The following is a 22,854-nucleotide window of genomic DNA, read 5'->3' on the forward strand; positions in this document are numbered from 1 at the left end:
ACGGCGAAATGAGGTATGAAGAATGAAGACCGCGAAAGAGTACAGCGACACGGCGAAACGTGAGGTGAACGTCGATGTCGATGCCCTGCTGGCCGCGATTAACGAAATCAGTGAGAGCGAAGTGAAGCGTGCGGAAGATGACCCTACGCGCGTGAGCATCGACGGACGGGATTATCACACCTACCGTGAGCTGGCCGAGGCGTTCGAATTAGACATTCATGATTTCAGTGTCAGCGAAGTGAATCGGTGAGGCGAAAAAAATCCCGGTCATGGGGATGACCGGGATCAAACTTGCTTATGCAAGAAGCACTTGTAAATTCGTTACACCAGGAAATCTGATGTGGGATTTACCTTATCCCCAATAAAATTGCATGACAAGGATATATTCCTTTCATAAATGCTATTTGCGGTAACTGTCAGTTTTGATTATGAATCGCGGCCCTTGCTCCATGCGGGTCGGCGGGATCGGTTCCGGAATCGGGACTGCTTATGCAAAATTTGTTTTAGGATTAATCTCAGGCACAACACCTTTCAGGAGATGCTATGTCCCTACTTAAGGAGACGCTGCTGATTTTTACCGACCTCGACGGTACGCTGCTGGATATTCATACCTATGACTGGCGCCCTGCCACGTCCTGGCTGAATAAATTGCAGGACCATCAGATCCCGGTCATTTTATGCAGCAGTAAAACGGCCGCCGAAACGCTCGAAATTCAGCAGGATTTGGGGCTGGAAGGGTTGCCCTTTATTGCCGAAAACGGCGCGGTTATTCAGCTCGACGTACGCTGGGACGATCACCCCGACGCGCCGCGCCTGATTAACGGGACACCGCACACTGAGATTCGCCGTCTGATTGATCCGATACGGGAGCGCACTGGGTATAAATTCACTACCTTCGATGATGTCGATGAACGGGTCATCGGGGAATGGACCGGGCTTAACCGCGAGCGCTCAGCGCTGGCGCGACTGCATGAAGCCTCGATTACCCTTATCTGGCGCGACAGCGATGAGCGTATGACGCAGTTTGAAGCCGAACTGGTCCAGCTCGGCCTGAAGTTCGTGCAGGGAGCACGGTTCTGGCACATTCTGGACGCGCGCGGCGGTAAAGATCAGGCGGTGAACTGGCTGATCGACGAGTACCGCAAACGCGAGGGATTTGTTCCCACCACCATCGGGCTGGGCGATGGCCCTAATGACGCCCCCCTGCTCGATAACGTCGATTACGCCGTGGTGGTAAAAGGCATTAACCGTTTCGGTATTCAGCTACAGGATGACATTCCTGAGCGGGTCTATCACACCACCCAACCGGGACCGGAAGGCTGGAGTGAAGGACTCGATCATTTCTTATCGGCATCGCGCCACATCACCTGATTTCTCCCCTGCTGCTTCGCCAGGTAGAGGCGCATATCAGCAATGGATTGCAGCTGCGGGAAGTCGAAATTACCGTTCTCCTCCGTACTGCTCACCCCGAGCGAGGCGCTGATCCGCGTGGTGGTACTCTTCATCACCAGAATCTCTTTGCGATTGATACAGGCGCGAATACGCTCGGCGACATTTGCCGCCTCCTGCGTCGTGGCCCCTGGCAGCACCACGCAAAACTCTTCGCCACCCACACGCCCGGCCACGTCGCTGGTGCGTAACGCGCTGGCGATCAGCCCGGCTGCGTGGCACAACACTTTATCGCCCGCCTGGTGGCCGAATCTGTCGTTAATGCTTTTGAAATGGTCCAAATCGATCTGAATCACGGAGAACGGCAATTTCTGCTGACGGCACTCTTCGGCCAGCACCTTCGCCCGTTCGAACAAGGCGCCGCGATTGTTCAGGCGCGTCAGCGGGTCGTGCCACGCCTGCCACTGCAGGGAATGTTGCATCCGGTACATGTTGCTGACCATCCGGCGGATCACCAGCCAGGAAATCAGCAGCATCGCCGTAAAGAGCGCCCACAGCAGGGCCAGTGCAATGCTGATACTGCCGAACTCACCGTTCACGCCCTCCTGCAGGGTATGAACCCGCAGCACCACGCCATCAAAATGATCGAGCCGCTCCCAGCTCACATAGCGCGAATTCAGTCGAATCCCCCCTTCCGTGTCGCCTTCGATGGCGTGGGCAATTTGCGCCCGCTCGCGCTCGTCAAACTGATTCACCAGGCCGTCCGGCGGCTCGGAGGTGGTGATCAGGTTGAGGCGGCTGTCGTAAAGCTGATACTCCCCGTCCGTGCGCTTATCGACGGCTTCCGTCAGCAGTTGCTTCATGGTCGGGAGGGTGAAATCCATTGCCAGCACGCCGTACCAGTAGTGGTCCAGATAGACCGGCAGGCTGGCGGTGATCACCCGCTCTTCCTGCGCCCCGGATACCGGTGCCATAAACCAGCGCACGCCGCGCGCGCGGTTTTGCCGCTCGGTCTGCTCGGTAAACCACGGGCGCGTCACCAGCTCGTAATAACGCGAGATCAGGGTGTGATTGAGCGGTGAAGGATCTGTTGAGAGGAAAAATCCCGCCCGCGAGACGTACGAGACACGCCGCTCTTTACCGGTGGTTGAGGTGGCGAGACGCAGTAAATACCCCACCTCCAGCGCGGCGGAGAGTTCGTTGCCGATGCGCTGATTATCCCGCGCCAATAGGGTGGTGCGCGCCACCGTCGCGTCTGAGACGCCGCTAATGGGCAAGGTGCGCTGCTGGTCGACATCCAGCTGCCAGAAGGGGTCGGTGCGCAGGCGGTTGAAGCTGGTTACCGCATCGTGCAACACGCGAAAGCCGAGCGGCGTTTGCAGCGCATCGCCCATGCTGTGACGAAAAAAGAGCAGTTTATCAATGCTGAACTGAAGCTGACGGTCGAGGGAGTTGGCGACATTTTCAAGATGGTTTTGCTGGCTTGAGATGTACGCCTCTTCAAGCACCACCACTTCGCGCCAGGTCAGGATCGTAGAAAAAATGAGGACAACCAAAAAACAGAGATTAACAATTTTTCCCGGATGATGGCGTAACCGTTCCAGAAATTGCTTTTTTGCTTTATAGACATCGCGCTGCACAGACACTCCCTGCTGAAATCTTGCATCATCCGCTTATAACCCAACGCCGCGGTTCGATCTCTTAAGACAAGCACTGCGCAGGACGATAGTCAACAAAAACGCCCGGACATGCCGGGCGTTGCGTGATTAAGCCGTGTCGCGACGCTGTCGTCCGTCACCTGGCAGAAGCTCGTCTTCACGAAACGCTTCCCGCTTGATGCCGTACCCGTCGTACCACCGGCACTCCACCATACCGCTGGAATAGCCGGTGACAATCATTGGTGGACCACCCTTTTTTGACTTAACTTCATCACTGACCACAAAGACCATACCCGCCTCCTGTATCAGGGTGAAACTGTTTCAATCTAGACGAGGAATGGCCTTTTTGCATAGTGACGCAGGGAACAATTAGTGCGAAACCCCGCGCAGCTTTTCGATGCCCTTCACGGCGGCAATCACGATGGCGCCAATAATGAAGCCAATCACCAGGTTAGCGATCATCGGAGCTATCGCTGCCACCACCGCTCCGTATTCAGCGGAGAAATGTTCAATGGCGTGATGCAGCGGTGGAATACCGTGTACCACAATCCCACCGCCGACGAGGAACATCGCCAGGGTGCCGATAATGGTGAGTGATTTCATTAGCCACGGCGCCAGCACCAGCAGACCTTTACCCACCGCTTTTGCCAGCGCGTTGGATTTTTGCTCCAGCCAATAGCCCATGTCGTCCAGTTTCACGATCACACCCACCAGGCCATACACGCCCACGGTGACCAGAATCGCAATACCGGAGAGAACCAGCACCTGGTTAAGCAGCGGGGATTCCGACACGATCCCAAGGGTAATCGCCACGATTTCAGCCGAGAGGATAAAGTCCGTGCGAATGGCCCCTTTCACCTTATCGCGCTCGAAAGCCTGCGGGTCCTTCGCCGCGAGCGCTTCCAGGCGCTGCTGGCGCGCCTGCGGGGTCTCTGCGTCTTTATGGGAACCGAAGGAGTGCAGCACTTTCTCGACGCCTTCGTAACAGAGGAACGCCCCGCCAATCATCAGCAGCGGCGTAATGGCCCAGGGAATAAAGGCGCTGATCAGCAGGGCCAGCGGCACCAGAATCACTTTATTGATAAAGGACCCTTTCGCCACGCTCCACACCACCGGCAGCTCACGGTTGGCGCGCACGCCCGTCACCTGCTGCGCGTTAAGGGATAAATCATCCCCCAGCACCCCGGCCGTTTTCTTCGCGGCCAGTTTTCCCATCACTGAAATGTCATCCAGTAAGGTGGCAATATCATCAAGCAATGTTAATAAGCTACTTCCTGCCAAAATCTGATCCTTCTTATTTTGATAATTAAGTGAATAGTATGGAGCAAAAAGCGAAACCCTGAAACAGGCAGCTCAAGTCAACAAATAATTCACATCAGAGACACAATTAAAGGACTCGCCAGCCCGATAGTTTTCACGTTTACTGTATGCGACCTTTTTATATCGCGGTGAAGGATTATGCGTTTTCGGCAATTACTACCCCTTATTGGAGCGCTGTTTTCGCTCTACATCATCTGGGGTTCGACCTATTTTGTGATTCGTATCGGCGTGGAGAGTTGGCCACCGCTGATGATGGCTGGCGTGCGTTTTCTCTCTGCCGGTGTGCTGCTTTTGACATTTCTCCTGCTGCGCGGGCATAAACTCCCACCGCTGCGCCCGATGTTAAACGCCGCGCTGATCGGCCTGCTGCTGCTGGCCGTCGGTAACGGCGGTGTGACGGTGGCCGAGCACCAGAACGTCCCCTCCGGTATTGCGGCGGTAGTGGTCGCCACGGTGCCGCTGTTTACCCTCTGCTTTAGCCGACTGTTCGGCATCCGCACCCGCAAGCTGGAGTGGATGGGGATCGCCATAGGTCTTGCGGGCATTGTTCTGCTCAACAGCGGCGGGAACCTGAGCGGTAATCCGTGGGGCGCGGTGCTGATTCTGATTGGCTCTCTGAGCTGGGCTTTTGGCTCCGTTCTGGGTTCTCGAGTGGAACTGCCTTCCGGCATGATGGCCGGTGCCATCGAGATGCTGGCGGCAGGCATGGCGCTGCTTTTCGTCTCCGCCGTGAGCGGTGAAAAACTGACTACGATGCCGACGCTGTCCGGTTTCCTGGCGGTCGGTTATCTGGCAATTTTTGGCTCGATTATCGCGATCAACTCATACATGTTCCTGATCCGCAACGTCAGCCCTGCCGTTGCGACCAGCTACGCCTACGTCAACCCGGTGGTAGCCGTGTTGCTGGGGACGACCTTTGCGGGAGAAGTGCTCTCATCCGTCGAATGGATAGCGCTGGGGGTGATTATTATGGCGGTGGTACTGGTGACGCTCGGAAAATACCTGTTCCCGGCGAAACCGACCGTTACCCCGTGTGAGGTGGAAAAACAGTAAACGCGTGAATGCCTTTTGTGTCGATCTGCGCGGTTTGACCGCCGCCGCAGATCCACTCCTCCAGCCGCTCGGTCAGCGCGGCATCTTCGAGCTTCAATCTGCCCCGCAGGGCACATTCCCAGACAATCAACACGCGCCAGCCCTGCGCCATCAGTGTAGTGATATCACGCTGGTCACGCGCCACGTTCTTGCCGATTTTAGTCAGCCAGAACTCGGTGCGCGTCGCCGGGACTTTAAACAGATAACAGTCGTGATGGTGCCAGAAACAACCGTGGGTAAAGATAATGCATTGATAATCGTCGAGGACGAAATCAGGGCGGCCTGCCAGTGCCGCATCCTGCACGCGAAATACAAAGCCGCTGTAGGTTAAAAGCCCTGCCAGCCGTTTTTCGATCGCGGTGTCACGCGTGCCAATGGCACGCATGTTTTTGCTGCGCGTCGCCTTATTGTGCACATCCGTCATTGACGGCCTCGCTCAGGCGTAATTTAACGGCCAGTTGAATTCGCGACTCGAGCAGTTTTGCCACCGCCGCAAACGCAGGCACCACCACGGAGTTACCGAACTGGCGATAGGCCTGGGTATCAGAAACCGGAATGCGGAAGCGGTAACCCTGCGGCGATTCGAAGCCCATCAGGCGCGCGCACTCGCGCGGCGTTAAGCGGCGCGGACGATGGCGCTGGTTCTCCGGATCGTCGAAATTCACTTCTCCGAGCGCTTTATCCCAGCCGCGATCGATCAGGATCTCGGCTCCGTCCTTGTAATAACGGGCCGACAGCGTGCGGGTGACGCTGTGCGGATTGGTCGGGTCGACCATGCCAAAACCAAAGCCGTTGCCTTTCGCCTGATGCTTTTTGGCATAGCGGTAGAGATATTTCCACAGCACCGGCGTGAGGATAAATTTAGCGTCCACCACCGGCTCCAGCAGTTCGGCCACGGAAGGACGATGCGCCGGATAGCGCGACGGAATATCGCGCAGGGTAAAGTTGCCTTTCAGGTTCAGGTCGCGGCGAAAGCCCACCAGCACAATGCGCTCGCGGTGCTGCGGCAGGAAGTGTTTGCCGTCAATAATCTTGGGATCGTCGGCACCCATATCCTGTGCATCCGCCACGTCGTAGCCCAGCTCGTCCAGCGTTTGCATGATAATGCGGAAGGTTTTTCCGCCGTCGTGGCTTTTCAGGTTCTTGACGTTTTCCAGCACAAAAATCGGCGGGCGACGGGCGTCGATAATCCGCACAACATCAAAAAACAGCGTGCCCTGGGTGTCGCAGGCAAAACCGTGTGCCCGCCCAAGGGCATTCTTTTTCGACACGCCAGCCAGCGAGAACGGCTGACAAGGGAAGCCGGCCAGCAACACATCATGCTGAGGAATATTTTGTCGGATATGCTCCGCCGCCTCTGCATCGCTTACGCCCGCTTTGTGGCTTAAGGTCACATCGCGAATGTCTTCGTTAAAATGGTGGGCATGCGGATCGCAGTACCAGTTGGCTTTATAGGTGCGTACCGCGTGTTTGTTCCATTCGCTGGTAAAGACACACTGACCGCCGATGGCTTCGAATCCGTTGCGGATCCCGCCGATACCGGCGAACAAGTCGACAAAGCGGAAAGCATAATTGGGATGAATGGCAGGCGGGCGCGGCAGCAGATTTTGCAGGTAGCTGAATTCCCGCTCGCTAAGACGGTGCCCTGCCCGCTCGCTGGTGACCAGTCGCTTCAGGATCGCAGGACTCCAGTGGCTTTCACCTTGCGCATTCAGGTCATTGACCAGCGTTTTCGCATCATAGATGGTCAGCAGTTTGCTTAATAACGCCTGCACCGTGGCCGTGGATTTCTCTGCCAGCAGAAGTGCGGGCGGTATCACTGATCGTTTTTCCTGCATACCTTTAACCGGGCAAAAGAGACTGGGGACAGATTACCATAGTTCGACGCTACAGACTGCGCTGGAATCGGCTCAGCACCTGCGCATCGCTGCCAAGACAATCGCCCTGCAGCTCCGCGCTGAGTTTCGCCATGAATTGCACCAAAAAGTGCGCGTTATGATTCGCAAGCTCGCGCCCCATTTCGGTTTGCATAGTCTCTGGCAGACGCAGCAGTTTGGTCTGGAAATGGTCGAGGGCAAACTGTTTGTCGTTAAGTTCACGCTGATCCGCAAAGGGATCGTCGGCATCAAACAGCGCCACGCCAAGCGCTCCCGAAACGGCAAAGACGCGCGCCAGACCAATCGCACCGAGTGCTTCCAGCCGGTCGGCGTCCTGCACAATTTTGGCTTCAAGGGTTTGCGGCACAATCCCGGCGCTGAAGCTGTGGGCTTCGATGGCATGTTCCAGGGCCGGAAAGCGATCCGCCGGGAAATCCGGGAAAAAATCAGTGAGGATTTGCCGGGTTTTGCGCGCCGCCAGCCGCGAGGAGTGGCTGCGTTCCGGATGATTTTTCGGCAGGCTGACAATGTCATGGAAATAACAGGCCGTCAGGACGACCAGCGCGTCGACGGGTTGCCCCACCATCATGCGCTGCGCCGTCATCCACACGCGGCGGAAATGCGAAATGTCATGGGCCGCATCATCTGTGGCGTGGTGTTCCGTTAACCAGGTTTCGTAGCGTTGGGGCCAGTGGGCAAGTTCCATGCTCTCTCCTTCACAAAACGCTCACCTTAACAATTTTCCGTCAGCCATTCACTCGTTGTCGCCGCGCGGGCGCGTGTACCAGGCGATACCGCCCAGTATCAGGCCCACCGCCCCGAGCACCAGAAAACCGAGAAACGCACCGATCCACTTCCCGCTGGTTGAGCCTAAATCACCCTCGACAACCATATCCGGCGCAGACGGAATTTTGCTGACCACCCATAAATAGCGGAGCATTGCCCAGGCAAAGTACCCGCAAAATGCGTAAAACGCCCACAGGGCGAGCTTGCCTCCCAGGCCTCGAGTCGTGTTCTGTTCCATGTTTAACCTTTACTGCAGCGGTAACGACGTTACTGCTTTCACATTGCACGTACAAAAGTGTGAATAAAGTCACATTTTGGCACTGTTTTTGTCGTCAGGCGACAGTAAAGGTGAAGGGATTTACCTTAAGTTGATCGCACGCAATTAATCATCAGAATCTCAAAAACACAAAAGGCCGCATCTGCGACCTTTTTGTTCACCACCTCAGGATTTACGGCGCTTCCTGCAACGCCACGCGAATAAATCCATTGTTCTGTTCGAGCAAATCACGGGCCTGCCAGGCGTCCAGACCGGTCAATACCATCAGCACGGCGGTCTTACAGTGGTGATTGCAGCTCTCCAGCGCCGCTTTAGCGACGGCACGCGTGCAGCCACCCGCTTCCATCACAATCGCAATTTGTCGTTCGGCCCATTTGATACTTTTTGCTTCCAGATCCACGCGCATATTGCTGTAAACCCGGCCCGTGCGAACGGCTAATCCCGACGCAATCATATTGAGGATCAGTTTTTGCGCCATCCCCGCTTTGGCATTCGTAAAGCCCGCTACCGCGTCTGGCCCGGTTTGCGGCGCAATGACCATACTCGCCAGCTGTGCCGCTTCGCTTTGTGCGTCATGCGTAATGATGGCGACCGGCGATCCCAGTGACCAGGCGTGGCGCATCGCCCCCCATACCCACGGCGTTTTGCCGCTGACAGAGAGCGCCAGCATCATGTCGTGATCGCCAAAATTCATCGCCTGCAGATCGGCCACACCGCGATCGTAGTTTCCCGCGCCGTCTCCGGCATCAAGACCCATCACCGGGTGTTTTCCCGGCGCAAACTCCAGCGCCGCATGCAGCGCCGCACGTCCGGAGGCCCCGGCGCCGACAATAAACAGCCGCCCGCCGTGGCTCAGTGTAGCCGCCGCGTTATCGACCACACGGGCAATGACGGGTAAGAAGGGAGTAATAGAATCGGTAATGCACTTATCATCCTGATGAATCACATTCAGCATGTCCAGGGTCGACAACCTGTCGATATCCGCCGTATCCGCGTGGCGTCTTTCCGTGACCAAACCGTTCAGCTTAACGCTCATAAACTGCTCCTTATTTATGAATTCCCCCACACTATAAAGTGTTTTATATGGATGACCTGCGAGGGGGGTCACGAAAAGGCGAGCATTCGTCAGCTTTTACATCGCTTTAAGAAAGCGCCGTCATCAGCGATAATTACCCCTTTATAATTATCCACGGGGTTTCGATGAGCGATTTGCAGCCTTTAGCCATGACGCGCAAGCGCCCGATGAAGCTCAATACCCTGGTCACGCTAATGGTGTGCAGCGTGATTGGGTCGGTATTGCTGGTGACGTTCGCGCTCTACTTTATGCAGGTCACCCGCGCCACGCGCGACGGCGTCAAAGATACCGCGCTGGCCATCGCCCGTACCCTCGCCGACAGCCCGGATGTGAAACGCGGCCTGCAACATTCGCCGGAAAACAGCCCCATCCAGTCCGTCTCAGATGCGATCACTCGCCGCAACGATTTGCTTTTCGCGGTTGTCACCAACATGCAGGGCGTACGCTACTCTCACCCGAACAACACCCTGCTCGGCAAACGCTTTATCGGCGACGACATCAAACCCGCGCTGGAAGGGAAGGAGAACGTCTCGGTCAACCACGGCGTGCTGGCCGAAGCGCTGCGCGTATTCACGCCGGTGTACGACGATAATCACCAGCAGATTGGCGTGGTCGCCGTCGGGATTTCCCTCAACAAAGTCGATGAACAGATCAGCCGCAGCCGCTGGGGGGCGATCTGGACGGTGCTCTTCAGCGCGCTAATGGGCACGCTCGGCACCTGGGGGCTGGTACATCTGCTCAAGCGGATTTTGTTTGGGCTGGAACCCTATGAAATCTCCGCCCTGTTTGAACAGCGCCAGGCAATGCTCCAGTCTCTGAAAGAGGGGGTGATCGCCGTCGACAGCCAGGGGCGCGTGACCATGATTAACCACGCCGCCCGCCAAATCCTGCTCCTGCCCGCCAGCAGCACCGATGAGCCGCGCCACATGCCGATGCTCGCCTCCCTGCGCCGGGTGTCGCAAACCGGAAAAGCCCTGCAGGATCAGGAGATCGACTGCAACGGACGTCTGCTGCTGTGCAACACCTTTCCGGTCAGAAGCCAGAATTCAGTGATTGGGGCGATCAGCACCTTTCGCGACAAGACCGAAGTTCGCGAGCTGATGCAGCGCATGGATGGCATGGTGAGCTATGTCGACGCCCTGCGCACGCACTCCCATGAGTTTATGAATAAGCTGCACGTGATCCTCGGCCTGCTGCACATGAAGCGCTACGACAAGCTCGAAGAGTACGTCATTCAGACCGCGCAGAATTATCAGACCGATATCGGCGCTATTCAGCATAAAATTAAATCACCGGTCATCGCCGGGTTCCTGCTCGGTAAAATCAACCGCGCCAAGGAAGCGGGGTTTACCCTGACGCTGGCCGACGAGTGTCAGGTGCCGGACACGCCGAATACGGAACAGGTGACGGTGTTGATCACCGTGCTGGGTAATTTGATCGAAAACGCGCTGGATGCGATGACCGGCCAGCCTGAGGGCGAAGTGGGTCTGCTGATGCATTATCAACATGGCTGGCTCAGCTGTGAAATCAGCGATGACGGGCCGGGTATCGATCCTGCGCAGCTGGAACATATTTTTACGAAGGGCTTTTCCACGAAGGGTGAAAATCGCGGCGTGGGGCTTTTCCTTGTTCGCCAGCAGCTCGAAAAACTGGGCGGTGAGATTGCCGTCGAATCCGAGCCTGGCGTATTTACTCAATTTTTTGTACAGATCCCCTGGGATAGCGAGAGGAAAATCGCGTGATAAATGTCTTAATTGTCGATGATGATGCCATGGTGGCCGACCTGAACCGTCTGTACGTTAACCGGGTTGAGGGGTTTAGCTGCTGCGGCGTAGCCTCTACGCTGAATCAGGCCGAAGCGGTGATTAATAATCCTGCACAGCCTGTCGATCTGGTGCTGCTGGATGTCTATATGCAGCAGGACAACGGTCTCGACCTCCTGCCGGTGATTCGCGCTTCTGGCCGCCCGATTGATGTGATCATGATTTCGTCGGCGTCCGATGCCACTACCATTCAGACGTCGATGCACTACGGCGTGGTGGATTATCTGATCAAACCTTTCCAATTCCCACGTTTTGAAGAGGCGCTGAATGGCTGGAAGGAGAAGAAGCAGCTGATGGGCTCGCATCAGTATTATGAACAGGCCGATGTGGATCGTTTGCTGCACGGCGGCGCGCCGGAGCTGGCAGACAGCAAGCGTCTGCCAAAGGGCCTAACCCCGCAGACGCTGCGCACCATTTGCCAGTGGATTGAAGCTCATCCCGACACCGAGTTTTCCACCGACGATCTGGCGAACTCAGTGGGTATTTCCCGCGTTTCGTGCCGTAAATATCTGATCTGGCTGGCGCAGATTAATATTCTGTTCACCAGCATTCACTATGGTGCGACGGGGCGTCCGGTGTATCGCTACCGGCTGCAGCCGGAGCAGGCGGGTCTGCTCAAACAATATTGCCAGTAAGGCGATAGCGATTATCCAGAAGCGTGAAGCGGAAATGCTTCATGGAGGAGAGCACCACCTCGTTCGTTTTGGTGACAAACACCGCTTCAATATCAGGCCGCGCGCGCAGCGCGGCACAGCCCTTCTCCACGCCCATCCCGTAAATCAGCGTGGTCCAGATATCCCCGTCGATAGAGTTCGTCGAGATAATGGTGACGCTATCGAGTTCGTTATCCAGCGGATAGCCCGTGCGCGGGTTCAGAATATGGTGGTAGCGCTTGCCGTCGCGTTCGAAAAAGCGTTCGTAGGTGCCCGATGTCACCACCGACTTATTCTCCACCGTCAGTGTACCGACCAGCTCATCGGCCCCGCCGAAAGGCGTTTTGATGCCGAGGGACCAGCCCCCTTCCGGCGCGCCGAGCGTCTGAATATTGCCGCCGAGGTTAATCAGGCCGAGAGTTTCCCCCTCTTTGCGCAGGTAATCGCGCACCCTGTCGGCAATGTAGCCTTTGGCGATGGCCCCGAGATCGATCTCCATGCCCGGTTTGGTCAGGAATACGCTGCTGGCCGTGTCGTCGAGTAAAACATCAGCCGGATCGGTCAGCGCCATTAGCGCTGCGATCTCCTCTGCGGGCGGCACGCTGTCGCCCTGAAACCCAATCTTCCAGCGTTTCACCAGCGGGCCGATGGCCAGATTGAAGGCGCTGTTTTCCAGTGTGCTTGCGGCCTTCGCGACGCGGATCAGCTGATACACCGCACGGCTGACGCTGACGGAGTGTTTCCCGGCGGCCTGGTTGATGTCCATCACCTGCGACGGTGCGCGGTTGACGGTCAGGAGATCTTCGTACTGTTTGATGAGGCGAAACACGCGAGATGCGAGGGCTTCGTTATTCGAAAAGAGCTTCAAAAGAATGGGGGAGCCCATGAGTGTGGCGGAATAGCTGTAGACTCGATGGTCGTCAGACATGGTATCGCTCCTCGGTTAGAGTGCCGGATGGCGCTGCGCGTATCCGGCCGACAAAACCGTGCCCGGCAAGCGCAAGCGCCACCGGGCATTGAGATTACTGTTTTGCGCGCATCGCGGCGTGGTGTCCGGCAAGGGTACCAAAAATAATGATATCTGCCACTGCGTTACCGCCGATACGGTTGCCGCCGTGGATACCGCCGACCACTTCACCCGCCGCGAAGGCACCCGGAATGACCTGGTGTTCGCCGTTCAGCACGCAAGTTTCGGTGTTGATGGTCACGCCGCCCATGGTGTGGTGCACGCCTGGTGCGATACGAATGGCATGGAACGGGCCTTCGTTGATCGGGGCGCGCAGCGCAGTGGTGCGACCAAAATCATCGTCGTGCTGTTTTTCCACAAAGCCGTTGTAGCGCTCCAGGGTGTCGAGGAAGGTGTGGTAATCCATCCCGAGGGTTTCGGCCAGCGCTTTTGGCGAGCTGGCGCTGGTCACCAGGCCTTTGGCAATATACTCATCCGCCGCTTTGTTTTTCGCGCGAACATGCTCATCAAAGACGATGTAAGCGTATTTCTCTGGCAACGCGATAATCTGCGCCGAGACTTTATCGCGAGTCTCCATTTCGTTGAAGAAACGGCTGCCCTTCTGGCTCACCAGGATAGCGCCGCCGCCACGGATAGATTCGGAAATCAGGTACGAGGTGTTTTGCTCAACGGTCGGGTGAATCTGAATTTCGCCCATATCGACGGTGCCTGCGCCAATACGTTCCAGCAGCGCGATACCGCCACCGGTAGCCCCTTTATGGTTGGTGGTGACGAAACCGTCCAGATCCGGACGATATTTCACGACCATGCTGCTGTTGGCGCTGAAACCGCCGGTCGCCATCACAATGCTGCGGGTGGCCACGGTCAGGGTTTCATTCTCTTCGGTGGTCAGACGTACGCCGGTCACTTCGCCATTTTCCACGATAATGTCACTCACGGAGGTATCGAGCATCACCTCGATGTGGCGTTTATTGACGTTACGCACCAGCCCGCTAATCAGGTAGCCACCCACCGCAGAACCATCTTTTGGACGGTGGGTACGGTCGATGCTCATCCCCCCCGTGGTGGTGATGTCATTCAGCATGATCCCGCGCGTTGCCAGCCATTCGATAGCCTCTGGTGCGTTTTCGACAAAGCGACGCAGCAGTTCCGGGTTGTTCTTGTTATGGCCGCCTTTCAGGGATTCCTGGTAGAACAGTTCTTTGCTGTCCTGGATGCCTTTTACGCGCTGGAAGCGGGTTTCTGCGGCGTTCATCCCGGCAGAAGCTTTAATGGTATTCCCGCCGATGGTCGGCATTTTCTCGACAATCAGGACGCTTGCCCCTTCGTCGTGAGCCTGAATCGCCGCCGCCAGACCGGCACCGCCGCTGCCGACAACCACCACGTCAAACGCTTTGGCAGCGTTCGGGTCGACGCCCTCTTCTGCCGCCAGCACTTTACTCGATTTGACCATCGCTTTAGATACCGCCTTTTTCACGGCTTCACTCTGGCTGGTCGCGCCGGTGATGGCGTCCACGTGCGGAGTGTTCGCGTCGAGAATGCGGCTGCGGATCTCTTCGAAGCTGGAGATGAACTCAACGTCCTGCGTTGGGCCAGACGCCAGTTCGATGTCGGCGATACGGTCGGTTTCGAGGCTGACGTTAATCACCAGTTCGTTGGTGTCATCCTGCACCGTTTCGACAAACACGCCCGCTTTGAATTTAGATTCGCCCATGCTCATGTCGCGAATCATCGCCTCCACCAGAGAGAAGCGCCACAGCGGCTCAGGGATGTGCAGCGCTTCACGCTGGGTGCTGTCCATAAACAGCTCCAGGGTTTCGCCGTCACGGATGCGGTCGGTCCAGTCCGGATAGGCGATGGTCGCGCGACCCACAGCAATCAGATCGTAACCGTGGTCCAGCGCCTCGTTAACGTCTGCAGCGTTCACAACGCCACCCACACCCATCACCGGAATTTGCGCGAGCGTTTCGGAACGCATGGCGTGGTATTTCTCGATCAAAGGGGTTGGGTCTTGCGTATCTACGATAGACGGGCGCAGCGTTGCACCCACGGAGAAGTGCAGGTAATCCAGGCCACGGGCGGCCAGTTTTTCCAGCAGGTACAACGTGTCGTCAAAACGGATGCCCGGAACTTCCATCTCTTCCGGCGAGAAGCGATAGCCGATAATGAAGGCGTCGTCGGCGTACTGACGGACCATTTTATGGGTGATGTCCAGGACCGCCAGCGGGAATCTGGCGCGGTTGTCACGGCTGCCGCCCCACTCGTCGTCGCGCTGGTTGGAGTTTGGGGAGTAAAACTGCTGGATCAGATAGGTGTTTGCACCGTGAATTTCAACGCCGTCGAAGCCCGCCTGAATCGCACGACGAACCGCTTCACCGAATTTCCCGATCATGCCTTCGACTTCTTCGCCGGTTAATGCCACCGGGGTCGCGGCACCTTCACGCGGTGCGGCCACCGCGCTTGGGCCGACAGGCGTACGGCCACCGATCAGTTTCGGGTCCACCATGCGGCCGCCGTGGTAGATCTGCAGCAGCGCTTTAGAGCCTTTGGATTTGATGGCCTCGGCAATTTTTGCCAGCCCGGCGATTTTCTCGTCGTTGTCGATACCGATGGCGCCGGGGAAAGCCAGCCCCAGATCGTCAACAAAACAGCACTCAACAATGATGGTGCCGATGCTGCCGGAGCGCGCGCGGTAGTATTCCACCAGCTCGCTGGTCACCGTGCCGTCGTAATAACCGGTGCAGGTGGTCATCGGCGCCATCAACAGACGGTTTTTGAGTTCGGTACCATTCGGTAAGGTGAAAGGACTAAGAATTCGTTCGTTAGTGCTCATAATAGAAACTCCAAACTTTTAAAATTGAAATCTGAGAATTCTTTATCGGATTATGTTCTGGTTAATTTTTTTGCCGATGTCATGGTATTAATATAACGCTATTTTTAGTTACTAAAGTTATTACGTTAGTTAATAAACTATTTAATCCCTGCAATAACATTATTACTACATTGGTGTTATTGATATTAGGATACCGCGTTCACAACAATATCAATTCCGTTAACGTTTTCATTACTTTACTCGCGAGAAGAGAAATCAAAAAAGCATATGATTTATATGCATTTTTTAATTGAAAATCGTTTGCGTGAAATATCAATCTCGCCAAATAAAATCTTTCAAACGGATAATATCCACATAACTCAATAGGGTTATTAAAATATGGATAAAAATAACACTGCAATTCTATTTTATTGATCGCGATCAATTCCACTGGCCTCTAAAGGCGCACTATATAAACATCATCAATTTTTAATTTAACGCCTCCAAAAGCGCGCTAAATAGCTATTCAAGAAATAACCTGAAAGCACTTTAAATAACTAAAGAAAGCAAAGTAATTAAAAAAGTCGCGATGTTATTTCTGCTAAACCGAATTTTTGACAACTTAAGAAGCAAACCTATGAATGATAAAACAGCTGTAACGCCCCCAGTGGCGAGCAAGCCAAAAGACGGAAGCAACAAACGTCTGCTGATGATGGCACTGCCCATTATTGTCGCAGTGCTCCTCCTGTTTGTGCCGGTTCCTGAAGGGTTACCGCCTTATGCCTGGCACTACTTCGCTATCTTTGTTGGGGTGATCGTTGGTCTGATCTTCGAACCGCTGCCGGGTGCCGTGATTGGCCTGACCGGGGTCGTCGCCATCGCCCTGTGCAGCCAGTGGGTGCTGTTTAGCCCGGAACAGCTGGCTGATCCGAAATTCAAGCTGGCAGGTGCCTCCTTTAAATGGGCGGTGAGCGGCTTCGGTAACTCCACCGTCTGGCTGATTTTCGGTGCCTTTATGTTTGCCGCGGGCTACGACAAAACCCGTTTTGGCCGCCGTCTGGCGCTGATTCTGGTGAAATATCTTGGCCGCCGCAGCCTGACGCTGGGTTATGCAATCACCTTCGCGGACCTGCTGCTGGCCCCGTTCACACCGTCTAACACAGCGCGTAGCGGCGGGACTATCTACCCGATCATCGCTAACCTGCCGCCGCTGTATGGTTCAAAACCGAACGACCCAAGCGCGCGTAAAATTGGCTCCTACCTGATGTGGGTGGCCATCACCGCCGCCTGTATCACCAGCTCCATGTTCCTCTCTGCGCTGGCGCCAAACCTGCTCGCTCTGGCGCTGGTGAAAAGCATCGTCGGGATCAACATCTCCTGGGGCACCTGGTTCATTGCCTTCCTGCCGGTGGGTGTGCTGCTGATTCTGGTGATGCCGCTGCTGGCCTACTGGTTCTATCCGCCAGAAGTGAAAATCAACGACGAAGTGCCGCTGTGGGCGTGTCGTGAGCTGGAGAAACTGGGCAAACTGTCGCGCAATGAAATTCTGCTGCTGGTCTTTGTCTGCTGTGCGCTGATGATGTGGATTTTCGCCGCCACGTGGATTGAACCTGCGCTGGCCGCCCTGCTGATTGTTGGCCTGATGCTGTGGACCGGCGTGCTGGAGTGGAACGATATCACCGGCAACAAAGCCGCGTGGAACACCTTTGTCTGGTTCGCCACTTTGGTGGCCCTTGCAGATGGCCTCTCTTCCACCGGCTTTATCGCCTGGCTGGGTAAAGAAGGCGGCCTGCTGATGAGTGGTATCTCGCCGGGTGTCGCAACGGTGGTCCTGCTGCTGGCGTTCTACCTGCTGCACTACCTGTTTGCCAGCACCACCGCGCACACCACCGCGCTGCTGCCTGCGATGCTGACCATCGCCGCCACCATTCCGGGTATTAACATGGAAGTGTTCGTCCTGCTGATGGTGACCTCTCTGGGTATCATGGGGATCATCACCCCATACGGCACCGGCCCAAGCCCGATTTACTACGGGAGCGGCTACCTGCCAACCAAAGATTACTGGCGCCTCGGCACCATCTTTGGCGCCATCTTCCTGGCGGCCCTGCTGCTGATTGGTTATCCGTGGATGTCCATGATGTTCTGATTCATAACCGCCGGAGGGCACCCTCCGGCGGTTTAATTTTATGGAGTGATACGCAATGTCGAACAAAACTTTTTACTATCAGAACCCCTTCCCTCTCGCACATGACGACACCGAATATTATCTGCTGACCAAAGAGCACGTCTCCGTGGCGGAATTTAACGGCCAGGAAATTCTCCAGGTTGAGCCAGAGGCACTGACTCTGCTCGCTCAGCAGGCGTTCCACGATGCGGCCTTTATGCTGCGCCCGTCGCACCAGAAACAAGTTGCGGCGATCCTCAACGACCCGGAAGCCAGCGAAAACGATAAATATGTCGCCCTGCAGTTCCTGCGCAACTCTGAAATCGCGGCCAAAGGCGTCCTGCCGACCTGCCAGGATACGGGGACGGCGATCATCATGGGCAAAAAAGGCCAGCGTGTCTGGACCGGCGGTGGCGACGAAGCCGCGCTGAGCCAGGGTGTGTACAACACTTACATTGAAGATAACCTGCGCTACTCCCAGAACGCCGCGCTGGATATGTATAAAGAGGTGAATACCGGCACCAACCTGCCCGCGCAGATCGACCTCTACAGCGTCGACGGCGATGAGTACAAGTTCCTGTGCATGGCGAAAGGCGGCGGTTCCGCCAACAAAACCTATCTGTATCAGGAAACCAAAGCGCTCATCACCCCGGCTAAACTGAAAAATTACCTGGTCGAGAAGATGCGTTCCCTGGGTACGGCGGCCTGCCCCCCTTACCATATCGCCTTTGTGATTGGCGGAACCTCTGCTGAAAGCACCCTGAAAACCGTGAAACTGGCGTCAACGCGCTACTACGACGGCCTGCCGACAGAAGGTAACGAACACGGCCAGGCGTTCCGCGATGTTCAGCTGGAGCAGGAACTGCTGCTGGAAGCGCAAAATCTGGGCCTTGGCGCTCAGTTCGGCGGAAAATATTTCGCCCACGATATTCGCGTGATCCGCTTGCCGCGCCACGGCGCCTCCTGCCCGGTCGGTATGGGCGTGTCGTGCTCAGCTGACCGTAACATCAAAGCGAAAATCAACCGCGACGGGATCTGGATTGAGAAACTGGAACACAATCCGGGCCAGTACATTCCTGAATCACTGCGTCAGCAGGGTGAAGGCGAGGTGGTCAGCATTAACCTGAACCAGCCGATGCACGAGATCCTGGCACAGCTCTCAGCCCATCCGGTTTCGACCCGTCTGTCCCTGAACGGCACCATTATCGTGGCGCGTGATATCGCCCATGCCAAGCTGAAAGAGCTGCTGGATAACGGTGAAGAACTGCCGCAGTACGTCAAAGATCACCCGATCTATTACGCCGGCCCGGCGAAGACTCCGGAAGGATATGCTTCTGGCTCATTAGGCCCAACCACAGCCGGTCGTATGGACTCGTATGTGGATTTACTGCAATCGCACGGTGCAAGTATGGTCATGCTGGCGAAAGGTAACCGCAGCCAGCAGGTCACGGATGCCTGCCACAAGCACGGCGGTTTCTACCTGGGCAGCATCGGCGGCCCGGCAGCGGTGCTGGCGCAAAACAGCATTAAGAGTCTGGAGTGTGTCGCCTGGCCTGAACTGGGTATGGAAGCTATCTGGAAAATCGAAGTAGAAAACTTCCCGGCGTTTATCCTGGTGGATGACAAAGGGAATGACTTCTTCCAGCAGATCCAGAACAAGCAGTGCGCGGGTTGCGCGCAGCGTTGATTGATTCTGTAAAGTAAAAAGCCAGGCGTAAGGCCTGGCTTTTTTATTTCCGCAATGTGTCGTCACTACCAGGTCATACACGCCGCGTTGAGGATACCCCCTGCCAACGCAAAAATGCCCATGAACACCCCCGCAGCAATGTTGTTACTGGAAATCTTGTCACCCAGTGTAGGCATGTAGAGCCGCACGCCGGCATAAATCAGAAGCTGGACGACAAAAGCCACTCCACCCCAGATGCAGTAGTCCAGGATCCCCACGGAATTCACTGCCGCGCTGGAGAGCGGAATAACAAAACCTAACAGCGTACCGCTGAAGGCCAGCGCAGCCGCCGCATTGTTATCTTTAATCAGTTGCCATTCATCGTGCGGCGTCACTTTGGTGTAAACAAAAAGAAAAACAATCACCATGGCCACGCCGATAAAAAAATAGGCCGAAAAGGCCAGTAAAGCATCCAGTATGTGCATATTGCCCCCTGAGCAGAAAAAATAATTTTAACTTATCATTAATTTCTGCAACGACTCATTTACCTGTTTTTACCTTGCGCTCCCCTCACAGGCCATGTCGGGTTCCGTTCATATGCCTGCATTAAAGACCTTATTTATGTTATGCCCATTGAGCTGGGCTGAATAATATCCACAATACCTTATGAATCCCGCAGAGTTATTTACATTTCTACAGGCTCTATTGCCTACAATCTGGCGCAGGAAATTCAGGCAGTTATTCAGACACGATGATAAGGGTAAATGGAAAAAAAACTCCTGATCGGCGAGATTGAAAAGATTCAGTGGAATTCTGTTGTCCTTAAATGCGGCGATACGAGAGAAGTCTTCGACATCCCGGCGGAAGTACTGCTTAATCTGAAAACAGGTCATGTTGTTCGTCTGTTATTACGTAAACAGCGGCTGGTGCGACTATTCAACGTCTCGACGCAAACCCTGTATGAAACGGACTTTTTTGCCCATAAGCCGTTGCTACGCAAATACCAGACCCTTCTGTTTATCGTCGCGGCGGCTGTCTGCAGTATTCCCGCCGTCGGTGTCATTCTGAGTATGATCTTTTTCGCCACGCTCATGGGCGTCTCATTCAGGCGGAGCGAAAAAGTGGCACTTAAAGTTGCACTGACAAGTGCCGTAACAGGCCTTATTTATATCTCCCTTGCCGGATATCTCCTGATGAGCGGCTATTATTTAGCAGCCTTTATCGCCTGCTCGCTGCTGATCTTTATTGCTCTGAAATCCGCAGGCAATATTCAGAATAAAGAAGCGCGAAAGCTTGACCAGGAAATCTTAACTGGCCGTTTGCTGGCCCATACTTAATACCGTTGGGATGCCGATAATGACTATTTTACTGCGGACCGTCGCGACTCTCCCCCTGCTGCTGCCGCTAACCGTATCGGCTGATCCTGCGCCTCCCGACAAAGCGGATTATCTCAGTAAGATCAGTTTTCACTCCCCCAGCATGCCAGGATTTCGAACGGCAGAGATGTTAAGCACCGGGTTTACGGGTGCCTATGTCACGATGAGCAGCAACAGTGAGTCTCTTAATCTCAACGATCTGAAATTTAGTGTTAACCATGACTGGATAGTGATAAAGCCGCAGCCCGTGGAGGGACGGATCCAGCTTAGGATGATCAGGCAACCACGTGCAGACGAAAGAGCCATGACGATGACGCTGAAAAACCTCAAGACCGGCAATACGCAGCGCCACGACTTTTTCGTCGATACCTGGCTTACGGGTGATGGCGAACTGGATAAAAATTTTGCCCGCGCGCGCGCGCACTGCGCGCGTCTTGGCGGCAAGCTCCTGAGCACGCAGGAGTTCAGAACCCTATCGCGACAGTGGTTTGGTCTTAGCAGCAGTCGGTTACGCGATCTGTATCCAGAGGCAACGATTTTTAATCAACAAATGCAGGCAGGTGACAGCTTTTGGGTACATGAGGCAAAACCGCTTTATCTGCATACTGGCGCGAAAAGCAACAACCGCAATGTCGGGACGCTATGTCGGCATCAGTATGATAAACGGGCAGTTTGAAAGGGGGAAAAGCGTTAAGAGCGAGATATCTCTCTCAAGTTGCATAAAACATCAATGACTTGAAAAAGCACTAAGGCTAGACTCCTGCGAACTTCAGGTGCATCTTGATGCTGACCTCATTCAGAATGAGGGCGCTGGAAGGTGTCCGATGAGAAATGATGACGATAAAGCAGTGAAGTGGCGGAGAGAGGGGGATTTGAACCCCCGGTAGAGTTGCCCCTACTCTAGTTTTCGAGACTAGTCCGTTCAGCCGCTCCGGCATCTCTCCGTTATAGTGGTTGCCATGATGCCAGGTAATTTGGCATTTTAACAGATCCTTATCCTGCATTATTGTTCAAGTGATGAGTTTGCGAGCGAAGCGATGATTAAGTGGCCCTGGAAATCGAACGAAACCGCACCGAACACGACTTTTCCGTGGGAAGAGGCGCTGGCTATTCCGGTACTCGCCAGTCTCGACCCTGAAGAGCAAACCCGACTGGTTCAGTTAGCCGATCGTTTTTTACAGCAAAAACGCCTCGTCCCGCTTCAGGGTTTTGAGCTGGATTCCCTTAAAAGCGCGCGTATCGCCCTGCTCTTCTGTTTGCCTGTGCTGGAGTTGGGCTTTGAGTGGCTCGACGGCTTCCATGAAGTGCTGATCTACCCGGCGCCATTCGTGGTGGACGACGAATGGGAAGATGACATTGGGCTGGTGCATAATCAGCGCGTCGTGCAGTCCGGACAAAGCTGGCAGCAAGGCCCGATTATCCTCAACTGGCTGGATATTCAGGACTCCTTTGACGCCTCCGGTTTTAATCTGATTATTCACGAAGTCGCCCATAAGCTGGATACCCGCAACGGCGATCGCGCCAGCGGCGTGCCATTTATCCCTCTGCGGGAAGTTGCGAGCTGGGAGCACGATCTCCATGCGGCAATGAACAATATCCAGGATGAGATCGATCTGGTGGGTGAAAGCGCGGCCAGCATTGATGCCTACGCAGCCACCGATCCGGCAGAGTGTTTTGCGGTGTTGTCGGAATATTTCTTCAGCGCTCCCGAGCTGTTCGCTCCCCGCTTCCCGGCGCTGTGGCAGCGTTTTTGCCATTTTTACCAGCAAGATCCGCTGCAACGTCTACGTGAAAATGCGGGACCTGGTGGACATTCGTCCTCTCAAGTACACTAAAACAGCAGGTTGGCTCTTAATTAATCATTTGAATCAGCAAGTTGAATTTAGTGTTGACACAAAATAGCGAGGCCATTAACATGC

The 22,854-nt window shown here is 55.2% G+C and carries 21 protein-coding genes and 1 tRNA gene; 10 read left to right on the forward strand and 12 right to left on the reverse strand.

The features are described from left to right. The first annotated feature begins 22 nt into the window (after positions 1-22). Both yodD and F153LOC_RS12600 read left to right on the forward strand, forming a co-directional pair. The gene (gene yodD / locus F153LOC_RS12595; protein WP_100779685.1) at positions 23-250 is read left to right on the forward strand and encodes a YodD family peroxide/acid resistance protein; all 228 of its coding nucleotides are present in this window, start codon (positions 23-25) and stop codon (positions 248-250) included. A 293-nt stretch (positions 251-543) separates the two neighbouring features. Further along, positions 544-1,371, forward strand: coding sequence for a mannosyl-3-phosphoglycerate phosphatase-related protein (locus F153LOC_RS12600; protein ID WP_102104032.1), 828 nt, complete (start codon positions 544-546; stop codon positions 1,369-1,371). Here F153LOC_RS12600 and dgcQ read toward each other — a convergent pair. From dgcQ to F153LOC_RS12615, 3 genes are all read right to left on the reverse strand, one after another. Further along, complete coding sequence (dgcQ, locus tag F153LOC_RS12605) at positions 1,338-3,029, reverse strand: cellulose biosynthesis regulator diguanylate cyclase DgcQ (RefSeq protein WP_102104033.1); 1,692 nt, start codon at positions 3,027-3,029, stop codon at positions 1,338-1,340. The two genes, F153LOC_RS12600 and dgcQ, sit on opposite strands and share 34 nt — an antisense overlap. Positions 3,030-3,155: 126 nt before the next feature. Beyond that, positions 3,156-3,338 carry a YodC family protein gene (locus tag F153LOC_RS12610; protein ID WP_102104034.1) on the reverse strand — a complete coding sequence of 61 codons (183 nt, stop codon included), beginning with the start codon at positions 3,336-3,338 and terminating at the stop codon, positions 3,156-3,158. Between the two features lie 78 nt (positions 3,339-3,416). Next, positions 3,417-4,328 (reverse strand): DUF808 domain-containing protein, encoded by a 912-nt coding sequence (locus F153LOC_RS12615; protein ID WP_100779682.1) that lies wholly within the window; start codon positions 4,326-4,328, stop codon positions 3,417-3,419. Between the two features lie 177 nt (positions 4,329-4,505). On the opposite strand from F153LOC_RS12615, the gene yedA reads away from it, so the two are divergent. Beyond that, positions 4,506-5,420, forward strand: coding sequence for a drug/metabolite exporter YedA (gene yedA, locus F153LOC_RS12620; RefSeq protein ID WP_102104035.1), 915 nt, complete (start codon positions 4,506-4,508; stop codon positions 5,418-5,420). Here yedA and F153LOC_RS12625 read toward each other — a convergent pair. The 5 genes from F153LOC_RS12625 to F153LOC_RS12645 form a co-directional block, all read right to left on the reverse strand. Then, positions 5,392-5,883: a very short patch repair endonuclease gene (locus F153LOC_RS12625; protein WP_102104036.1), complete on the reverse strand. Its 492-nt coding sequence runs from the start codon at positions 5,881-5,883 to the stop codon at positions 5,392-5,394. The genes yedA and F153LOC_RS12625 overlap by 29 nt on opposite strands. Beyond that, the gene (locus tag F153LOC_RS12630) at positions 5,864-7,297 is read right to left on the reverse strand and encodes a DNA cytosine methyltransferase (RefSeq protein ID WP_228483380.1); all 1,434 of its coding nucleotides are present in this window, start codon (positions 7,295-7,297) and stop codon (positions 5,864-5,866) included. Before F153LOC_RS12630 ends, F153LOC_RS12625 begins: the two co-directional genes overlap by 20 nt. 49 nt (positions 7,298-7,346) lie before the next feature. After that, positions 7,347-8,042 (reverse strand): phosphohydrolase, encoded by a 696-nt coding sequence (locus F153LOC_RS12635; protein WP_102104037.1) that lies wholly within the window; start codon positions 8,040-8,042, stop codon positions 7,347-7,349. Positions 8,043-8,090: 48 nt separating this feature from the next. Then, positions 8,091-8,360 carry a cell division protein DrpB gene (gene drpB, locus F153LOC_RS12640; protein ID WP_102104038.1) on the reverse strand — a complete coding sequence of 90 codons (270 nt, stop codon included), beginning with the start codon at positions 8,358-8,360 and terminating at the stop codon, positions 8,091-8,093. Positions 8,361-8,571: 211 nt separating this feature from the next. Next, a complete protein-coding gene (locus F153LOC_RS12645) occupies positions 8,572-9,435 on the reverse strand; it encodes an N-acetylmuramic acid 6-phosphate etherase (protein WP_102104039.1) in 864 nt (287 codons plus the stop codon). Positions 9,436-9,599: 164 nt separating this feature from the next. Between F153LOC_RS12645 and F153LOC_RS12650 the strand changes: the two genes are divergently transcribed. Together F153LOC_RS12650 and dcuR are read left to right on the forward strand one after the other, a co-directional pair. Next, positions 9,600-11,216 carry a sensor histidine kinase gene (locus F153LOC_RS12650; protein ID WP_102104040.1) on the forward strand — a complete coding sequence of 539 codons (1,617 nt, stop codon included), beginning with the start codon at positions 9,600-9,602 and terminating at the stop codon, positions 11,214-11,216. Further along, positions 11,213-11,932: a two-component system response regulator DcuR gene (gene dcuR / locus F153LOC_RS12655; protein ID WP_100779675.1), complete on the forward strand. Its 720-nt coding sequence runs from the start codon at positions 11,213-11,215 to the stop codon at positions 11,930-11,932. Before F153LOC_RS12650 ends, dcuR begins: the two co-directional genes overlap by 4 nt. Here the strand turns inward: dcuR and F153LOC_RS12660 are convergent. Further along, entirely contained in the window at positions 11,913-12,878 is a 966-nt protein-coding gene (locus F153LOC_RS12660; protein ID WP_102104041.1) for an FAD:protein FMN transferase, read from the reverse strand. The genes dcuR and F153LOC_RS12660 overlap by 20 nt on opposite strands. Before the next feature lie 94 nt (positions 12,879-12,972). Then, positions 12,973-15,750 carry a flavocytochrome c gene (locus tag F153LOC_RS12665; protein ID WP_102104042.1) on the reverse strand — a complete coding sequence of 926 codons (2,778 nt, stop codon included), beginning with the start codon at positions 15,748-15,750 and terminating at the stop codon, positions 12,973-12,975. A gap of 616 nt (positions 15,751-16,366) precedes the next feature. Here F153LOC_RS12665 and F153LOC_RS12670 point away from each other — a divergent pair. Next, complete coding sequence (locus tag F153LOC_RS12670) at positions 16,367-17,875, forward strand: anion permease (protein ID WP_199174652.1); 1,509 nt, start codon at positions 16,367-16,369, stop codon at positions 17,873-17,875. A gap of 55 nt (positions 17,876-17,930) precedes the next feature. Beyond that, a complete protein-coding gene (fumA, locus tag F153LOC_RS12675; protein ID WP_102104043.1) occupies positions 17,931-19,580 on the forward strand; it encodes a class I fumarate hydratase FumA in 1,650 nt (549 codons plus the stop codon). A 65-nt stretch (positions 19,581-19,645) separates the two neighbouring features. On the opposite strand, the gene F153LOC_RS12680 is transcribed toward fumA, so the two are convergent. After that, complete coding sequence (locus tag F153LOC_RS12680) at positions 19,646-20,044, reverse strand: DUF350 domain-containing protein (protein WP_102104044.1); 399 nt, start codon at positions 20,042-20,044, stop codon at positions 19,646-19,648. 279 nt (positions 20,045-20,323) lie between these two features. Between F153LOC_RS12680 and F153LOC_RS12685 the strand changes: the two genes are divergently transcribed. Beyond that, positions 20,324-20,896, forward strand: coding sequence for a hypothetical protein (locus F153LOC_RS12685; RefSeq protein ID WP_102104045.1), 573 nt, complete (start codon positions 20,324-20,326; stop codon positions 20,894-20,896). Positions 20,897-20,915: 19 nt separating this feature from the next. After that, a complete protein-coding gene (locus tag F153LOC_RS12690; protein WP_146003465.1) occupies positions 20,916-21,611 on the forward strand; it encodes a hypothetical protein in 696 nt (231 codons plus the stop codon). Positions 21,612-21,789: 178 nt separating this feature from the next. Here F153LOC_RS12690 and F153LOC_RS12695 read toward each other — a convergent pair. Then, a tRNA-Ser gene (locus tag F153LOC_RS12695) sits at positions 21,790-21,879 on the reverse strand. Between the two features lie 93 nt (positions 21,880-21,972). On the opposite strand from F153LOC_RS12695, the gene mtfA reads away from it, so the two are divergent. Next, positions 21,973-22,770 (forward strand): DgsA anti-repressor MtfA, encoded by a 798-nt coding sequence (mtfA, locus tag F153LOC_RS12700; protein WP_102104047.1) that lies wholly within the window; start codon positions 21,973-21,975, stop codon positions 22,768-22,770. Positions 22,771-22,854 lie beyond the last annotated feature (84 nt).

Source organism: Lelliottia sp. F153, from assembly GCF_002870005.1.
GTDB lineage: Bacteria > Pseudomonadota > Gammaproteobacteria > Enterobacterales > Enterobacteriaceae > Enterobacter > Enterobacter nimipressuralis.

What these genes read in the sequence shown, in the direction of transcription:
- mtfA (WP_102104047.1), top strand. Translation starts at nt 21,973, where the DNA reads ATGATTAAGTGGCCCTGGAAATCGAACGAAACCGCACCGAACACGACT.
- F153LOC_RS12610 (WP_102104034.1), bottom strand. Translation starts at nt 3,338, where the DNA reads ATGGTCTTTGTGGTCAGTGATGAAGTTAAGTCAAAAAAGGGTGGTCCA.
- F153LOC_RS12625 (WP_102104036.1), bottom strand. Translation starts at nt 5,883, where the DNA reads ATGACGGATGTGCACAATAAGGCGACGCGCAGCAAAAACATGCGTGCC.
- F153LOC_RS12630 (WP_228483380.1), bottom strand. Translation starts at nt 7,297, where the DNA reads ATGCAGGAAAAACGATCAGTGATACCGCCCGCACTTCTGCTGGCAGAG.
- F153LOC_RS12650 (WP_102104040.1), top strand. Translation starts at nt 9,600, where the DNA reads ATGAGCGATTTGCAGCCTTTAGCCATGACGCGCAAGCGCCCGATGAAG.
- F153LOC_RS12660 (WP_102104041.1), bottom strand. Translation starts at nt 12,878, where the DNA reads ATGTCTGACGACCATCGAGTCTACAGCTATTCCGCCACACTCATGGGC.
- F153LOC_RS12685 (WP_102104045.1), top strand. Translation starts at nt 20,324, where the DNA reads ATGGAAAAAAAACTCCTGATCGGCGAGATTGAAAAGATTCAGTGGAAT.
- yedA (WP_102104035.1), top strand. Translation starts at nt 4,506, where the DNA reads ATGCGTTTTCGGCAATTACTACCCCTTATTGGAGCGCTGTTTTCGCTC.
- F153LOC_RS12680 (WP_102104044.1), bottom strand. Translation starts at nt 20,044, where the DNA reads ATGCACATACTGGATGCTTTACTGGCCTTTTCGGCCTATTTTTTTATC.
- F153LOC_RS12670 (WP_199174652.1), top strand. Translation starts at nt 16,367, where the DNA reads ATGAATGATAAAACAGCTGTAACGCCCCCAGTGGCGAGCAAGCCAAAA.
- F153LOC_RS12645 (WP_102104039.1), bottom strand. Translation starts at nt 9,435, where the DNA reads ATGAGCGTTAAGCTGAACGGTTTGGTCACGGAAAGACGCCACGCGGAT.
- fumA (WP_102104043.1), top strand. Translation starts at nt 17,931, where the DNA reads ATGTCGAACAAAACTTTTTACTATCAGAACCCCTTCCCTCTCGCACAT.
- F153LOC_RS12690 (WP_146003465.1), top strand. Translation starts at nt 20,916, where the DNA reads ATGACTATTTTACTGCGGACCGTCGCGACTCTCCCCCTGCTGCTGCCG.
- F153LOC_RS12665 (WP_102104042.1), bottom strand. Translation starts at nt 15,750, where the DNA reads ATGAGCACTAACGAACGAATTCTTAGTCCTTTCACCTTACCGAATGGT.
- drpB (WP_102104038.1), bottom strand. Translation starts at nt 8,360, where the DNA reads ATGGAACAGAACACGACTCGAGGCCTGGGAGGCAAGCTCGCCCTGTGG.
- F153LOC_RS12600 (WP_102104032.1), top strand. Translation starts at nt 544, where the DNA reads ATGTCCCTACTTAAGGAGACGCTGCTGATTTTTACCGACCTCGACGGT.
- F153LOC_RS12635 (WP_102104037.1), bottom strand. Translation starts at nt 8,042, where the DNA reads ATGGAACTTGCCCACTGGCCCCAACGCTACGAAACCTGGTTAACGGAA.
- yodD (WP_100779685.1), top strand. Translation starts at nt 23, where the DNA reads ATGAAGACCGCGAAAGAGTACAGCGACACGGCGAAACGTGAGGTGAAC.